Annotated in this window: 16 protein-coding genes; 8 read left to right on the forward strand and 8 right to left on the reverse strand. The window is 68.3% G+C overall.

Translation table 11 applies throughout. From position 1 onward, the window contains the following. Positions 1-197: 197 nt before the first annotated feature. Positions 198-2018 (reverse strand): glutamine--fructose-6-phosphate transaminase (isomerizing), encoded by a 1821-nt coding sequence (gene glmS / locus RMN86_RS09170; protein WP_309605534.1) that lies wholly within the window; start codon positions 2016-2018, stop codon positions 198-200. Between the two features lie 123 nt (positions 2019-2141). Here glmS and glmM point away from each other — a divergent pair, with 123 nt between their 5' ends. Further along, positions 2142-3494: a phosphoglucosamine mutase gene (gene glmM, locus RMN86_RS09175; RefSeq protein ID WP_309605535.1), complete on the forward strand. Its 1353-nt coding sequence runs from the start codon at positions 2142-2144 to the stop codon at positions 3492-3494. 113 nt (positions 3495-3607) lie between these two features. Next, positions 3608-3769, forward strand: coding sequence for a hypothetical protein (locus RMN86_RS09180; RefSeq protein ID WP_309605536.1), 162 nt, complete (start codon positions 3608-3610; stop codon positions 3767-3769). 19 nt (positions 3770-3788) lie between these two features. Here the strand turns inward: RMN86_RS09180 and RMN86_RS09185 are convergent, their stop codons facing one another. The 4 genes from RMN86_RS09185 to RMN86_RS09200 all read right to left on the reverse strand — a co-directional run bounded on the left by RMN86_RS09185 (position 3789) and on the right by RMN86_RS09200 (position 8357). Further along, the gene (locus tag RMN86_RS09185; protein WP_309605537.1) at positions 3789-5093 is read right to left on the reverse strand and encodes a UDP-glucose/GDP-mannose dehydrogenase family protein; all 1305 of its coding nucleotides are present in this window, start codon (positions 5091-5093) and stop codon (positions 3789-3791) included. Between the two features lie 417 nt (positions 5094-5510). Then, on the reverse strand, positions 5511-7013 hold the full coding sequence (locus RMN86_RS09190) for a phosphomannomutase/phosphoglucomutase (protein WP_309605538.1): 1503 nt from the start codon (positions 7011-7013) through the stop codon (positions 5511-5513). A gap of 104 nt (positions 7014-7117) precedes the next feature. Beyond that, positions 7118-8098 carry a KpsF/GutQ family sugar-phosphate isomerase gene (locus RMN86_RS09195; protein ID WP_309605539.1) on the reverse strand — a complete coding sequence of 327 codons (981 nt, stop codon included), beginning with the start codon at positions 8096-8098 and terminating at the stop codon, positions 7118-7120. A gap of 13 nt (positions 8099-8111) precedes the next feature. Further along, entirely contained in the window at positions 8112-8357 is a 246-nt protein-coding gene (locus tag RMN86_RS09200; RefSeq protein WP_309605540.1) for a hypothetical protein, read from the reverse strand. 113 nt (positions 8358-8470) lie between these two features. On the opposite strand from RMN86_RS09200, the gene RMN86_RS09205 reads away from it, so the two are divergent. The 4 genes from RMN86_RS09205 (at position 8471) to RMN86_RS09220 (ending at position 10531) form a co-directional block, all read left to right on the forward strand. Continuing rightward, positions 8471-9187, forward strand: a complete 717-nt coding sequence (locus RMN86_RS09205) for a 2,3-bisphosphoglycerate-dependent phosphoglycerate mutase (protein WP_309605541.1) — start codon at positions 8471-8473, stop codon at positions 9185-9187. 1 nt (position 9188) lies between these two features. After that, positions 9189-9632 carry a deaminase gene (locus RMN86_RS09210; RefSeq protein ID WP_309605542.1) on the forward strand — a complete coding sequence of 148 codons (444 nt, stop codon included), beginning with the start codon at positions 9189-9191 and terminating at the stop codon, positions 9630-9632. A 147-nt stretch (positions 9633-9779) separates the two neighbouring features. Next, positions 9780-9953, forward strand: a complete 174-nt coding sequence (locus RMN86_RS09215; protein WP_309605543.1) for a hypothetical protein — start codon at positions 9780-9782, stop codon at positions 9951-9953. Further along, complete coding sequence (locus RMN86_RS09220; protein ID WP_309605544.1) at positions 9953-10531, forward strand: hypothetical protein; 579 nt, start codon at positions 9953-9955, stop codon at positions 10529-10531. Before RMN86_RS09215 ends, RMN86_RS09220 begins: the two co-directional genes overlap by 1 nt. Before the next feature lie 83 nt (positions 10532-10614). On the opposite strand, the gene RMN86_RS09225 is transcribed toward RMN86_RS09220, so the two are convergent. Next, positions 10615-11070: an Hsp20 family protein gene (locus RMN86_RS09225; protein WP_309605546.1), complete on the reverse strand. Its 456-nt coding sequence runs from the start codon at positions 11068-11070 to the stop codon at positions 10615-10617. Between the two features lie 221 nt (positions 11071-11291). On the opposite strand from RMN86_RS09225, the gene RMN86_RS09230 reads away from it, so the two are divergent. Together RMN86_RS09230 and RMN86_RS09235 are read left to right on the forward strand one after the other, a co-directional pair. Beyond that, the gene (locus tag RMN86_RS09230; RefSeq protein ID WP_309605547.1) at positions 11292-11600 is read left to right on the forward strand and encodes an SCP2 sterol-binding domain-containing protein; all 309 of its coding nucleotides are present in this window, start codon (positions 11292-11294) and stop codon (positions 11598-11600) included. A 9-nt stretch (positions 11601-11609) separates the two neighbouring features. Further along, complete coding sequence (locus RMN86_RS09235; protein ID WP_309605549.1) at positions 11610-13046, forward strand: alpha/beta hydrolase; 1437 nt, start codon at positions 11610-11612, stop codon at positions 13044-13046. A gap of 2 nt (positions 13047-13048) precedes the next feature. On the opposite strand, the gene hisN is transcribed toward RMN86_RS09235, so the two are convergent. Together hisN and RMN86_RS09245 are read right to left on the reverse strand one after the other, a co-directional pair. Next, on the reverse strand, positions 13049-13888 hold the full coding sequence (gene hisN / locus RMN86_RS09240) for a histidinol-phosphatase (RefSeq protein ID WP_309605550.1): 840 nt from the start codon (positions 13886-13888) through the stop codon (positions 13049-13051). A gap of 26 nt (positions 13889-13914) precedes the next feature. Beyond that, complete coding sequence (locus RMN86_RS09245) at positions 13915-14307, reverse strand: helix-turn-helix transcriptional regulator (RefSeq protein WP_309605551.1); 393 nt, start codon at positions 14305-14307, stop codon at positions 13915-13917. Positions 14308-14370 lie beyond the last annotated feature (63 nt).

Raw genomic sequence — 14370 nt, forward strand, 5'->3', positions numbered from 1 at the left:
CTGCTCCGGCCGCCGCCGCCGCTGCTGCCCCCGCCGCTGCCGACGCCGCTGCTCCGGCCGCCGCCGCCGCCGCCGCGCCCGCCGCCGCCGCGATGGCCGCTGCGCCGGAAAAGAAGTAAGTCCGACTTCTACAGTCAGACGGAGCGCGGCCGCCCCTCACCGGGCGGCCGTTTGCTTTTGGGCGCTATTCCGCGCCCCTATTCCACGGTGACGGACTTGGCCAGATTCCGCGGCTGATCGACGTCGGCGCCCTTCTGAACGGCGACGTAGTACGCAAGCAGCTGGATCGGGGCAGCCATCACCAGCGGAGCGATCAGCGGATCGCAGCGGGGGGCCGTGACCACAACCCGCGCGCCGGCCGGCGCGTGGCGCTCGCCCTCGGGATCGGTGATGAACACCACCTGACCGCCGCGCGCCATCACCTCGCTCATGTTCGAGGCCGATTTTTCGAAGTAGCTGTCGAAGGGCGCTAGGATGACGATCGGCGTCTGCTCGTCGACGAGCGCGATCGGTCCGTGCTTGAGCTCGCCTGCCGCATAGCCCTCCGCATGGATATAGCTGATTTCCTTCAGCTTCAGCGCACCTTCCAGGGCGAGGGGATACATCGGGCCGCGGCCGAGGTAGAGCACGTCACGGGCCTTTGAGATCTCCACCGCCACCGCCTTGACGGCATCCTCGAGATCGATCGATTCGGCGATCAGCCGCGGCGCGCCCAGCAGCACATGGACCAACCGCTGCTCCTCGGCGGAATCGATCCGTCCGCGGGCCCGGGCGGCGGCCACGGCCAGCGCCGTGAGCACACTGATCTGGGCGGTGAACGCCTTGGTCGAGGCCACGCCGATCTCGGGACCGCAATGGATCGGCCAGACCACGTCGACCTCACGGGCCATGGTGGATTCGATGGCGTTGACCACGCAGGCGCTGGCCATCCCCTTGGACTGGCAATAGCGCAGCGCCGCCAGGGTGTCGGCGGTCTCGCCGGACTGCGACATGGCGATGACCAGGGCGTCGGACCGAAGCGCCGGCTCGCGATAGCGGAACTCCGAGGCGATCTCGACGTCCACCGGCAGGTCGGCCAGCTGTTCGATGAGGTACTTGCCGAGCAGGCCGGCGATATAGGAGGTGCCGCAGGCGACGATCTGGATGCGTGAGAGGCTGGCGAAGTCGACGCCGCCTGGCATGGCCGCACGCTCGGTCAGGGTGTCCACATAGGCCGCGATGGTCCGCTGGCAGCCCTCCGGCTGATCGTGGATCTCCTTTTCCATGAAGTGGCGGTAATTGCCCTTCTCTACGAGCGCAGCGGACGCCGCGACGGTGCGGACCGGGCGTTGGGCCGCCACGCCGTTGCGGTCGAAGATCCTCGCCGACCTATGGTCGATCGCGACGTAGTCGCCCTCCTCCAGATAGGCGATGCGGTTGGTGAACGGCCCCACCGCCAGGGCGTCCGAGCCCAGGAACATCTCGCCGTCGCCATAGCCGACCACCAGCGGGCTGCCCTTGCGGGCCCCCATGATCAGGTCGTCCTCGCCGTCGATCAGGACGCCGATGGCATAGGCCCCGCTGAGCTGGTCCAGCGCCGCCTTCAGCGCCTCCAGCGGGGGCTTGCCGCCGCTGAGCTCAAAGTCGATCAGGGCGGCGATGACCTCGGTGTCGGTTTCGCTTTCGAAGGTCCGGCCCTTGGCCTTCAGCAGGTCGCGCAGGTCGGCGTAGTTCTCGATGATTCCATTGTGCACCAGGGTGACCCGCCCGGCGGTCTGCGGGTGGGCGTTGCGTGTGGTCGGCCCGCCGTGGGTGGCCCAGCGGGTGTGGCCGATGCCGACGGTGGCGTTCAGCGGATCGGCGAGCAGCACCGCCTCGAGAGCGCGGATCTTGCCGGCCGCGCGGCGGCGCTGCACGTGGCCGTCGACGACCCCAGCGACGCCGGCGGAATCATAGCCGCGGTACTCCAGCCGCTTGAGGCTGTCGATCAGCCGCTCCTGCACGGAACGGACGCCGACGATGCCGATGATGCCGCACATGGGGTTTGGCGTCCTTTTGTGGTAGCTGCGTCGGGGGAATGGGGCTGCGCGTGCATGCGCCTTTACCATTGCCCAAACGCACGTCGATAAAATCTGGGTTTCGAATCGTTTCGTGAGAACTCGATGAGCAAGCGCGCCTACTTCGGAACTGACGGCATTCGCGGCCAGGCCAACCGCTTTCCCATGACCGCCGAGGTGGCCCTGCGGGTGGGCATGGCGGCGGGCAAGCTGTTCATGTCCAAGGACGACCGCCGCCACCTGGTGGTGATCGGCAAGGACACCCGCCTGTCGGGCTATATGATCGAGCCGGCCCTGGTGGCGGGCTTCACCAGCGTCGGCATGGACGTGCGCCTGCTGGGTCCGATGCCCACGCCGGGGGTGGCGATGATGACGCGGTCGCTGCGCGCCGACCTGGGGGTGATGATCTCTGCCTCGCACAACGCCTATATCGACAACGGCATCAAGCTGTTCGGTCCCGATGGCTACAAGCTCTCCGACGAGCGCGAAGTGGAGATCGAGGCGCTGATGGACCAGGGCCTGGCCGACGGCCTGGCGGGGCCGACGGCGCTTGGCCGGGTGGCCCGGGTCGATGATTCCCAGGCGCGCTACGTGGAGATCGCCAAGGCGACGTTCCCGCGCCGGCTCAGCCTCTCGGGCCTGCGGGTGGTCATCGATTGCGCCCATGGCGCCGCCTACAAGGTGGCCCCCGTCGTGCTCTACGAACTGGGGGCCGAGGTGGTGAAGGTTGGCGTCGAGCCCAACGGCTCCAACATCAACGAGGAGTGCGGCTCCACCCATCCCGAGGCCATGGCCCGGGCGGTGAAGGAATACCGCGCCGACATTGGCATCGCGCTGGACGGCGACGCCGACCGGCTGGTGATCTGCGACGAGAAGGGTCAGGTGGTGGACGGCGACCAGATCATGGCGCTGATCGCCGCCGACTGGGCGCGGCGCGACAAACTGCGCGGCGGCGGCGTGGTGGCCACGGTGATGTCCAACCTGGGCCTCGAGCGTTTCCTGGCGCAACGCAAGCTGACACTGGAACGCACCGCCGTCGGCGACCGCGCGGTGATGGTGCGGATGCGCGAGGGTGACTTCAACCTGGGCGGCGAACAGTCAGGCCACATCATCCTCTCCGACTTCTCGACCACCGGCGACGGGCTGCTGGCGGCGCTGCAGGTGCTGACCGTGCTGCGCCAGAGCGACCAGCCGATGAGCGCGCTGGCCCGCCAGTTCGAGCCGGTGCCGCAGAAGCTGGAGAACGTCCGGTTCCTGAGCGGCAAGCCGCTGGAGAACGCCGACGTCATCGCCTCGATCGCTGAGGCTGAGCATCGCCTCAACGGCTCCGGCCGGCTGCTGGTCCGCGCCTCCGGCACCGAGCCCCTGATCCGCATCATGGCTGAAGGCGACGACGAAAAGCTGGTCGCCCAGGTAGTCAGGGAGATCGCCGGCGCGGTGAAAAAAGCCGCCGCCTGAGGCCGTTCAACTTCCAGGCGAAGGGTCTATCCAAGCTCTGAACATTGTGACAGTCTGGTAATGTTCACGCCGCTTGACCGGTGTGGGTTCGAACAATGTGCTTGGGAGAAGATATGGCTCGCCACCTCGCTTTCGGGCGTGCGGCGCGGTCGACGGGACGGAGCGCAAGCTCCATCGCCTGTCTGGCCTACGTCGTCCTTCTGGGACTGGCCTTCTGGGCCGGCGCCTTCTGGCTCGGACAGATTCTGCTGCGGACCGGCGCCGCCGGCTACTGAACCGGGCGGACCGTCGGCGTCAGGATCGCCCCACGCTGGTGTAGGCGAAGCCGCGGGCGCGCATGTCGGCCGGCTGGTAGATGTTGCGCAGATCAACCATCACCGGCGCCTTCATGATCAGCTTGATGCGGTCGAGATCGAGCGCGCGGAACTGATCCCATTCGGTGACGAGCACCAGGACGTCGGCGCCTTCGGCGGCGCCATAGGGATCGTCCTTGAAGTCCACGTCGCGCAACAGCTGGCGCGCCTCATATCCGCCCTCGGGGTCGAAAGCCTGCACCCGGGCGCCCTGGGCCTGCAGCGCGGGTACGATGTCGAGCGCGGGCGCATCGCGCATGTCGTCGGTATTGGGCTTGAAGGTGAGGCCCAGCACGCCGACGGTCTTGCCCTTCAGGTCGCCGGCGATCGCCGCGCCGACCTTGGCCGCCATGGCTTTCTTGCGAGCGTCGTTGACCCGCACTGTGGTTTCGATCAGTTCGACCGGCGCGCCGGCTTCGCGCGCGGTGCGCACCAGGGCCAGGGTGTCTTTCGGAAAGCATGAGCCGCCGTAGCCGGGGCCGGCGTTGAGGAACTTGGCGCCGATCCGCTTGTCGAGGCCGATGCCCTTGGCCACCTGCTGGACGTCGGCGCCGACTGCCTCGCACAGGGTCGCCATCTCGTTGATGAAGGTGATCTTCATCGCCAGGAAGGCGTTGGCGGCATATTTGATCAGCTCCGATGTGCGCCGGCTGGTGAAGATGATTGGCGTTTCATTCAGATAGAGCGGCCGATAGAGCTCGCGCATCAGGGCCTGGGCGCGGGGCTCGTCCGTGCCGACCACCACGCGGTCGGGGCGCTTGAAATCCTCGATCGCGGCGCCCTCGCGCAGGAATTCCGGGTTGGACACCACCGCGGCGTCGGCGTCGGGCCGCACGCGCTTGATGATCGCCTCGATCTCGTCGCCCGTGCCGACCGGGACCGTGGACTTGGTGACCACCACGGTGAACTCGTCGATCAAGCCCGCCACCTCCTCGGCCGCGGCGTAGACGTAAGAAAGGTCGGCATGGCCGTCGCCGCGCCGCGACGGCGTGCCGACGGCAATGAACACCGCGTCGGCCTTGCGCACAGCCTCAGTCGCATCGGTGGTGAAGAACAGCCGTCCGGCCTTGATGTTCTGCGCCACCAGCAGGTCCAGTCCCGGCTCGAAGATCGGGATGCCGCCGGCGTTCAGGCGCTCGATCTTCGACACATCCCTGTCGATGCAGGTCACGGTATGCCCGAAGTCGGCGAAACAGGCCCCGCTGACCAGGCCCACATAGCCCGTCCCGATCATCGCCACGTGCATGGAAGTCCCTCGAACCGGTTGCTGGCCGCGCTTTCAGCATTAAGCGGGCCGATCCGCTAGGCGCGGTACGACACGTGGGTTAATTTTATCGCCGTGCCGAGGCTCTGATCGTGGCGGGAGATGTCTTGTGCCCAGGGTTATCAATCTGCTTCGATCAGACCTTTGCAGCGATATTCGCGAGTCGGCGGCCCTTGCGGGCAAATCGCTGACGGCCACCGTTAGAGATGCGGTGCGCGAGGAGCTTGAGCGCCTGCGGCGTCACGCCCCTCCTCACGCTGTCATCCCGGTTTCCACGCCAGTGGAAGACCGGGGCCCATAGGCGCCGATCATCAGCGGCTTAGCCAGAGCGCATCGTGTCTATCGGTCCCGGACATGGGCTGCGCCCATTCCGGGATGACAATGCTGGGGGTGGTCGCCTCAGATCTCCTGGTTGTAGGCCCCGACCTCCGGCCGCTTGGCCAGCCTGGGCTTCACTTCCTTGTGGAACAGCGCGCGCATGTCGTCCGCCGACTGAGTGCTCTCCACCACCACGACGATTTCCGGCTTGTTGGACGAGGCGCGGACCAGCACCCAGGAGCCGTCCGCCAGCGCCACGCGGACGCCATTGACGGTGATCAGGTCGGCGATCTTCCGTCCAAGGATGGTTCCGCCGGCGTCGCGGAGCGCGGTGTATTCGGCGACCACATCGTCGACCAGGCCGTACTTCATCTCGTCGGCCACATGCGGGCTCATGGTCAGCGAGGTGTAGGCGACGGGCAGGGCGCGCCGCAGGTCCGAGAGTTTCCTGTCCGGGTTGCGGTCGAGCATCGACAGGATCGCGCCGGCGGCGACGATGCCGTCGTCATAGCCCCGGCCGATCGGCGGATTGAAGAAGAAATGGCCCGATTTTTCAAAGCCGGCGAGCGCGCCCAGCTCGGCGGTCTTGCGCTTGATGTAGGAGTGGCCGGTCTTCCAATAGACGGTGTTGGCGCCGTTGGCCTTCAGCACCTCGTCGGTGGCGAACAGGCCGGTGGACTTCACGTCGACCACGAAGGTCGCGTCGTTGTGAAGCGCGGAAAGATCCCGGGCCAGCATCAACCCGATCTTGTCGGCGAAGATCTCCTCGCCCTCGTCGTCGACCACGCCGCAGCGGTCGCCGTCGCCGTCGAAGCCCAGGCAGACGTCGGCGCCGAACTCGCGCACGGCCTGCGACATGGCGTGCAGCATGACGCTGTCTTCCGGGTTCGGATTATATTTTGGGAAGTTCCAGTCGAGCTTGCAGTCCATCTCGACCACCACCGCCACGCCCATCCGGCGCAGGGCCTCCGGCGCAAAGGCCCCGGCCGTGCCATTGCCACAGGCGCAGATCACCTTCAGCGGCCGCCGGATCGTCGCCCGCGACGCCGCGTCGGCGATATAGCGTTCGCCCAGACCCGCCACGTGGGCGAGGCTGCCGCCCGGCCGCTGCTTCCACGTTCCGCCCAGCACGATCTCCTTCAGCCGCCCCATCTCGTCGGGGCCGAAGGTCAGCGGGCGTTGCGCGCCCATCTTCACCCCGGTCCAGCCGTTCTCGTTGTGGCTGGCGGTGACCATGGCCACGCACGGGGCGTCGAGGTCGAACTGGGCGAAATAGGCCATGGGCGAGGTCGCCAGCCCGATGTCGATCACCTCGCAGCCGGCGGCCACCAGGCCGAGGGTCAAGGCCTGTTTGATGGAAAGCGAATAGGACCGGTAGTCGTGGGCCACAACGATGCGCGTCTGGCCCAGCTCGTGGATATAGGTCCCAAGACCCAGGCCCAGCGCCTGGACGCCCAAGAGGTTGATCTCCCGGCCGAACAGCCAGCGCGCGTCATATTCCCGAAACCCCGTGGCCTTGACCAGCGGCTGGGTCTCGAAGTCGTAGGTGTTCTGGACAAGGTCGGCGCGGGGGGCGGGCAGCATCGGGACTCCGGGTCGCGTGAATATCGGGAGAAGAAGCGGACTATGCCGCCAACGCCCTTCCCGAACAGGTGCGAGGACGTGGCCGTGCGGGTCCGTCCGGTGGGCTACATCACCCCGGCGCGCAGGATGTCGTGAACGTGGAGGATGCCGACGGGCTTTCCGGCTTCAACGACGAACAGCACGGTGACCGCCGGCGCCGGGTCGCTCATCAGCGCCAGGGCCTCGGAGGCCAACATGCCGGGGGGAACGGTCTTTTTCGGGCCCGGGGTCATCACCTCGCTGGCCTTATGAGCGAGCAGGCCGTCGATGTGGCGGCGCAGGTCGCCGTCGCTGATCGCCCCGACCAGCCGTCCCCGCGCATCGGTGACGCCGACGATTCCCCAGCGCTTTTCCGTCATCACCAGCAAGGTCTCGGGCATGGGCGTATCGGCGCTGACAATCGGCAGTTCGCCGAAACTATGCATCAGATCGCCAACGACCCTCAGCATTGCGCCCAGTTTCCCGCCGGGATGGAAGATGCGGAAGTCCTGGGACCGGAACCCGCGTCGTTCCAGAAGGGCGACCGCCAGGGCGTCACCCAGGGCCATCTGCAAGGTGGTGGAGGTGGTGGGCGCATTGACCTCCGAGGTTGCCTCGTCGGCCGCGGCCAGCCGCAGCACCACATCGGCGGCCTGGCCAAGCGCGCTGGCCGGGTCGGCGGTGAGCGCGATCAGCGGGATCGAAAACCGCTTGGCGTAGGCCAGGATGTCGGAGAGCTCGCGCACCTCGCCCGACTTCGACAGCGCCACGATCACGTCGTCCTGGGCGATCATTCCCAGGTCTCCGTGGCTGGCCTCCGCCGGGTGGACGAAGAGAGCTGGCGAACCGGTGGAGGCGAAGGTCGCGGCGATCTTGCGCGCGACGTGGCCGGACTTTCCCATGCCCGTGCAGACGATCCGGCCCCCCTTCGCCCGTGTCTGCGCGGCGAACAGCAGATCAACGGCCCCGACAAATTCCACGCCCAGCGCCGCGGCCTGCAGGCGCAGAGCCTCGGCCTCGGCGGCAAGCACGCGCCGTCCCACGGCTATGGCGTCGAAGTCGCTCATCGGGGCTCAAGGCTCATTGCGAGGGGGCGATCGCCTGGGACTGCAGTTTGCGCACGGCGTCGCGGGCCTGGGTGACGTGACGCTGAGCGGCCTCTGTCTCACGGCGCATGGCGGCTTGCACCGCGGGCGTGCGCTGCACAGGGATCGAGCCGAAGGGCGCGGGCGAGCGGTCGCCGTACCCTTGCGGCCAGACCATCGCCAGGGCCACGGCGCCAATGGCCGCGAGCGCCAGCATCGGCAGGTAGAGGCGATTGATCATCGCAGACCTATAGCTGCTTCGCGCCTGGGCGACCAATCGGTTGCAGAGCCCCGTTGCATCCCGGCCGTCGACCGATAGAAGGTCCGACGCCAACCCGTGCCGGAGATCTCGCCTTGCCCACCCTGATCCTGCTGCGCCACGGCCAGAGCCAGTGGAACCTGGAGGACCGTTTTACCGGCTGGGTCGACGTGGATCTGACCGCCGAGGGCGAGGCGCAGGCGATCAAGGGCGGGGTGTTGATCAAGGCGGCCGGTCTGGCCATCGACCGCTGCTTCACCTCGGTGCTGACGCGGGCGATCCGCACGTCCTGGCTGGCGCTGGCCGCCGCCGGCCAGAGCTTCGTGCCGGAGGTCAAGGACTGGCGGCTGAACGAGCGACACTACGGCGGTCTCACGGGACTGAACAAGACCGATACCGCAGCCAGATACGGCGCCGACCAGGTGAAGATCTGGCGGCGATCCTATGACATCCCCCCGCCGCCGCTGACCCCGGGTGGCGAATTCGATTTCGACGGTGACCGGCGCTACGCCGGCGCGGTCCTGCCGGACACCGAGAGCCTGGCGTCCACGCTGGCGCGCGTCCAGCCCTACTGGGAAGCGAAGATCGCACCCCGCCTGGCGGCCAGCGAAACCCTGCTGGTCGCCGCCCACGGCAATTCGCTCCGCGCCATCGTCAAGCTGCTGTTCGGCCTCAACGGAGAGGCCATCGTCGGTGTCGAGATTCCCACCGGCAATCCGCTGCTGATCGACCTCGACGCGGCATTGAGGCCCACGGCTGCGCGCTACCTCGACGCGACCCGAGCCCAACCGCTGCCGCCGATCGCGTCGTAAGATGAGCGGCGACGACGAAGTCTGGATGCGGCGCGCCATCGCGCTCGCCCGCACGCAGGTCGGGCAGACCGGCGACAATCCCTCGGTCGGCTGCGTGATCGTCCGGGACGGCGCGGTGCTGGGCGAGGCGGCCACCGCCCCGGGCGGGCGGCCGCACGCCGAGGAGCAGGCGCTGGACCAGGCCGGCGCCGCGGCCCGCGGCGCCACGGCCTATGTGACCCTGGAGCCGTGCGGCGAGCGGTCGACGGGCCATGCCTCCTGCGGCGCGCGGCTGGTCGAGGCCGGCGTCACGCGCGTGGTCGCCGCCTGCGCGGACGCCTCGGCCCTGGCCGCCGGACGCGGCCCGCAAAGGCTGGCGGCCGCCGGCGTCGCCTACGACCTGGGCCTGTTGCGCTCAGAGGCCGCGCCGCTCTACGCGGACTACCGCCCCCGCTCCAAAGGCTAGAGTTTCTGTCCGGGCGCTCTCGACCAGGCTGTCGGGCTGACGACAGCCTGGTCGGCGAATTCATGGTGACCAAAGTCCTAAGGCCGGCCCCGCTTGTGCATTGCGCCCTGCGCTCAGCGGTTCGCCTGTGCCACTTTGGGAATTTCGATGATGTCAGACACCCTGGAAATGGCCACCAGCGCCTGCGCCGCCTTGGCGGGGAGCGTGGCGGAGGTCAGCGCTCAGCTTGTCGCCCTGGCGGGCGAGCACCCGATCATCGCGTTCCAGCTGCTCTCGGCCGCCTCTATCGTCATGCTGATGCGCAGCGGTTCGCGAATCTGATGAGCCGAGCTGTTGACCCTCTCCCGTCGCTTGGGTTGCTCGGCGCGCTGCCGTGGCGCACCAAGGTTGGGGACCGGCGCGCGGTGCGCAAGCTGCTGATCGTGGCCGGAATTGACCCACGCGGCGCGTTGGCGCGCGACCTCCTGCCGGTGCTCAGCCAACGGGTGAGCGACTGCCGCGATCTCTTTGTTCTGCGCGGCGTCCGGACCAGGCGGCGGAGCGTTCTGCAGATGGCCGGCCGGGCCCTGGCGAGCGACGCAGAGCAGATCGCGAAATTGGACGCCCTCACCAACGGCATGGCGGGAGCTCTGCTGCGCGCCCTGTCCGACCTGATCGAAGTCCGGGCCGGCCATCCGGCGCGGGCCAGGGTCGCCCCCACCGTCCCGGCGCCTGAATCTGCCGGCCTACGGGATTGCGCGTCCGTCCGAACGCCGCCACGAGTCGATCCCCGCCCCGCCCCCATGGCCCCGCGCGAGGCCCAGGGCGAACGGTCCTGCCGCATGCCGCGCGCGGCGTCCGCGCCGGACACCGTCGCCTGGAACGGCGCCAGCGACGAGGGCCAGCGGCTGGCGGCCTGAGGTCGGCCACGGCAGCGCGCGCGAAAAAAAGGGCGGCGCGGTCGCCCACGCCGCCCCCTTAGGTTTACGCCGGCTTCTGAGAGCTAAGCAGCGGCCTTTTCGCCCTCGATCAGGCTGGGTTGGCCGAGCGCGATCTCGATGCGGCGCGGCTTCAGCGCCTCGGGGAGTTCCCGCTTCAGCGCGATGGACAGGAGGCCGTCGGCGAGGTTGGCCTCGGTCACCAGCACATAGTCGGCGAGTTGGAACCGGCGCTCGAAATTGCGCTCGGCCAGGCCGCGGTGCAGGAACCGGCGCGGCTCGTCGTTGGCGGCCTTGCGGCCGGTGACGGTGAGCAGGTTTTCCTTGACCTCGATGTTCAGTTCGTCGGCGCGAAAGCCGGCCACGGCGATCTCGACGCGGTAGGCGTTCTCGTCGGTGCGCTCGATGTTGTAGGGCGGATAGCCGGCGGCGCCGTCGGCCGCGGCGGTGTCCAGCAGGTCGGCCAGGCGGTCAAAGCCGACGACGGAGCGATAGAGGGGGGAGAAATCGATCGTACGCATGCGGTCACATCCTTCTTGCAAAGCAAGGCTGCGGTTCAGATGAGAACACGAGCCCGAAGGCCTCGCGCGCTCAGAAGGCCCGGACATCCAGCGCCTCCGGTCAGTGAGGTAGGCGCGCGTTTTTCCGGTTCAAGGCCTTGCGCCGACGCCCTTGGGCGCCGCTCCCAGGTTTACTTCGCCCACGCCAGAAGCGAAGCTCCGGCTGACTCGGGAGAGCGGGCATGGCCACGCTGGAGGAGCTGACCGATCGGATTCGCGCCGCCGCCGCATCGGGCGAGGCGCTCGCGACCTCCATACGCATCGATCTCAAGGGCGAGGGCGTGATCCACATCGCCCGCGGCCGGGTGACCAACGATGATGACCCGGCGGACCTGGTGGTCACGGTGGCGTTGAAGGATCTGACCGCGCTGGGCCGGGGTGAACTCGACGCCACCCGGGCGATGATGACCGGCCGGCTGAAGCTCTCGGACATGGGGCTGGCAATGAAGCTTCGTCCGCAGATTCAGTCTCTGTTTTCCAAAGCGGCCTAAGGCATGTCCATGGCCGACACAGCGCCCCTGATCGAAACGCCGCAGGCCAGGGCGCCCGCCGGCGGCGAGGCCGCCTGGTTTTCCGGCGCCGGAGGGGCGCGGCTGCGCGCGGCGCTGTTCACACCTCGAGGGCCGACAAGGGGCTCGATCATCCTGTCCGGCGGACGCACAGAGGTCATCGAGAAATACTACGAATTCATCAGGGAATGCCTGGATCGCGGCTTCGTGGTTCTGGCCCACGACTGGCGCGGACAGGGGCTGTCACACCGCGAGCTTGGCGATCCCTTGAAGGGGCATGCGCGCGGCTACCGCGTCTTTCTCGATGACTTCCAGGCCCTGCTGGGCGCCTATGGGTCGCGGCTGCCGAAGCCCTGGATCGCGGTTGGTCATTCGATGGGCGGCTGTCTGACCCTGCTGGCCATGACGCGCGGTGAAAACCGCTTCGCCGGCGCGATTCTCTCCGCGCCGATGCTGGGTCTCAGAACACCCCTTCCCCTGATTCTGTCGCAAGTGCTGACCGGTCTGAGCCTGTTGGCCGGCCGCCGCGGAGACTATACGATGGGTGGTCCAGGCGCGCCCTTCGACACCCCGTTCGAGGGCAATGTGCTCACTCACGACCCCGTGCGCTTCGCGCGCACCGCCAGCCTGATCGCCGCCGAGCCGAAACTGGCGCTGGGCGCGCCGACCTGGGGCTGGATTGACTTCGCGCTCCGCGCCACCGCCTATCTGGCGCGGCCTGATCGGCTGAGCGCCGTGGGTGTGCCGGTGACCATTGTTTCGGCGCAAGAGGACCGGCTCGTCGATGGCGCGGCCCTGACCGCAGCCGCCCGCCATTTGCCGCAGGGAACGTTTGTGTCCGTTCCCGGCGCCTACCACGAACTTCTGATGGAGACCGATCCGATGCGCAATATCTTCCTGCGGGCGTTCGACGCCCTCACCGGCCGCGTCGCGCCACCGCCCGTTGAAGCTGCCAAGCCCGCGCCGCCGCCTGCGCCCGCTGCCCCGGCCCCGGCCCCTGTCGCCGTCGAGATGCCCGCGCCGGTCGCCGCCAAGGCGGTGGTGAAGCGGAAACCGGCAGCGCGAAAGCCGGCCGCCAAGAAGGCGCCGGCCAAGCCCGCCGCCGCGAAAGCGCCTGTCGCGGCCAAGGCGCCGCGGGCGTCGAAGCCCGCCGCCAAGTCCGCGACCGCCAACTCCGCGACCCCGAGGAAAGCTCCCGCAAAGCCGCCTGCGGCACGTAAGGCCGCCGTTCCCACACCGGCCCGAAAACCCGTTGCGAAAACCGCCGCCGCGCCGAAAGCGATGGTCGCCCAGAAGCCCCTCTCTCCGGTCAAGACACTCAAGGCCCCGAAGGCGCCTGCCGCGAGGGGTGGGGCCGGCAAGGGGGCGACCGTCAGGAAAACGGCGACGACAAAACCTCCGGCCAAGAAGCCCCCTGCCAAGAGGTAGCTTCAGTCCGACGCGGGGCTGAGGGCGACCAGCGCCGCTTCGAGGCAACCGCGGTCGCCGGCGATGGCGATCTGGCCGCCATAGGCTCCGACCTGGCGTCCGCGCCAGTCGGAGGTGACGCCCCCCGCGCCGGCGATCACCGGGATCGCGGCGTCGATGTCCCAGGCCTTCAGGCCGGTCTCGATCACCAGGTCGATGGTACCTGCGGCCACCATGGCGTAGGCGTAGGCGTCACAGCCCAACCGCGCCAGTCGCGACCCTGCGCGCACCGCCTGCCAGGCCTCCTGCTCGGATCCCAGGAACAGCGCGGGGTCGGTGGTGGCGATAAGCGCCGCCGACAGCGCCGGGCAGGCCCTGACCTTGAGGGGCCGGCTCGTTCCGCGGGTCAGCAGGCGCGAGCCCCCCGCGTGGCCGATATAGAGTTCGCCCAGGAACGACTGGCCAATGGAGCCGAGAACCGGCGTTCCATTGTGGCGCAGACCGATCAGCGTGCACCACAGCGGCAGCCCGGCGATGAAGGCGCGGGTGCCATCCACCGGATCCAGCACCCAGACCCACTCGGCATCCGGGCGATCCTCGCCATATTCCTCGCCGATGACCCCGTGGTCGGGATAGCGGGCGGCGATCAGGGCGCGGATGGCGCGCTCGGCGCCCTTGTCAGCTTCGGTGACCGGATCGAAGCCCTTGATCCCGCCCTTGTCTTCCAGCCCATGGTCGGCGCGGAACAGCGGCAGGATCGCCTGCGCCGCGGCGTCGTTGAGCTCGATCAGGAAGCTGTCCAACTCGGCGAGCCGGTCAGCGGAGACGACGTCAGCGGACAGGTGATCTGGGGGCGCGGCCATGCCACCGCTTTACCCCCTAAGGCAGCTCAGGGAAACGCGTGCCCGACGATGTCGGCCTCGGTCTCGTTCAGGGACTTGGCCAGATCCAGCAGGCGCTGCCGGGGTCGTTCGCTGAGGCTGTAGAAGACCTGGACGAGATCGTTGGTCTCCTTCTGCGCGCGCGGCTCCGGCGGTTCCGGCTCTCTGTCGGCCGCCGATTCAAGGCCGAGACCCTCGTAGAAATAGCTCACCGGCACCTCGAGCACTTCGGAAAGCTGCCAAAGGCGGGCGGCCGACATCCGGTTCGCCGCGCACTCGTATTTCTGGATCTGCTGAAAGCGCACGCCGCAAGCGCCGGCGAGTTGCTGCTGGGTCAGGCCCAGAATCCGGCGGCGGCGGCGAAGCCGGCGACCCAGATGAACATCGATGCCTTCCATCATGACGCGACGCCCAATCCTCTGAAACCCCATGTCCCGATGCGGGACGGTACACAGGGTCCGCCG

The sequence above is a fragment of the Phenylobacterium sp. genome, assembly GCF_031360265.1.
In the GTDB taxonomy this organism is placed as follows: Bacteria; Pseudomonadota; Alphaproteobacteria; order Caulobacterales; family Caulobacteraceae; genus Phenylobacterium.

Coding starts and splice junctions, on each gene's coding strand:
- RMN86_RS09185 (WP_309605537.1), bottom strand. CDS start 5,093: ATGCACGTGGCGATGATCGGGACGGGCTATGTGGGCCTGGTCAGCGGG.
- RMN86_RS09210 (WP_309605542.1), top strand. CDS start 9,189: ATGAGCGGCGACGACGAAGTCTGGATGCGGCGCGCCATCGCGCTCGCC.
- RMN86_RS09195 (WP_309605539.1), bottom strand. CDS start 8,098: ATGAGCGACTTCGACGCCATAGCCGTGGGACGGCGCGTGCTTGCCGCC.
- glmM (WP_309605535.1), top strand. CDS start 2,142: ATGAGCAAGCGCGCCTACTTCGGAACTGACGGCATTCGCGGCCAGGCC.
- RMN86_RS09225 (WP_309605546.1), bottom strand. CDS start 11,070: ATGCGTACGATCGATTTCTCCCCCCTCTATCGCTCCGTCGTCGGCTTT.
- RMN86_RS09235 (WP_309605549.1), top strand. CDS start 11,610: ATGGCCGACACAGCGCCCCTGATCGAAACGCCGCAGGCCAGGGCGCCC.
- RMN86_RS09215 (WP_309605543.1), top strand. CDS start 9,780: ATGATGTCAGACACCCTGGAAATGGCCACCAGCGCCTGCGCCGCCTTG.
- RMN86_RS09200 (WP_309605540.1), bottom strand. CDS start 8,357: ATGATCAATCGCCTCTACCTGCCGATGCTGGCGCTCGCGGCCATTGGC.
- hisN (WP_309605550.1), bottom strand. CDS start 13,888: ATGGCCGCGCCCCCAGATCACCTGTCCGCTGACGTCGTCTCCGCTGAC.
- RMN86_RS09180 (WP_309605536.1), top strand. CDS start 3,608: ATGGCTCGCCACCTCGCTTTCGGGCGTGCGGCGCGGTCGACGGGACGG.
- RMN86_RS09220 (WP_309605544.1), top strand. CDS start 9,953: ATGAGCCGAGCTGTTGACCCTCTCCCGTCGCTTGGGTTGCTCGGCGCG.
- RMN86_RS09245 (WP_309605551.1), bottom strand. CDS start 14,307: ATGATGGAAGGCATCGATGTTCATCTGGGTCGCCGGCTTCGCCGCCGC.
- RMN86_RS09230 (WP_309605547.1), top strand. CDS start 11,292: ATGGCCACGCTGGAGGAGCTGACCGATCGGATTCGCGCCGCCGCCGCA.
- RMN86_RS09190 (WP_309605538.1), bottom strand. CDS start 7,013: ATGCTGCCCGCCCCCCGCGCCGACCTTGTCCAGAACACCTACGACTTC.
- glmS (WP_309605534.1), bottom strand. CDS start 2,018: ATGTGCGGCATCATCGGCATCGTCGGCGTCCGTTCCGTGCAGGAGCGG.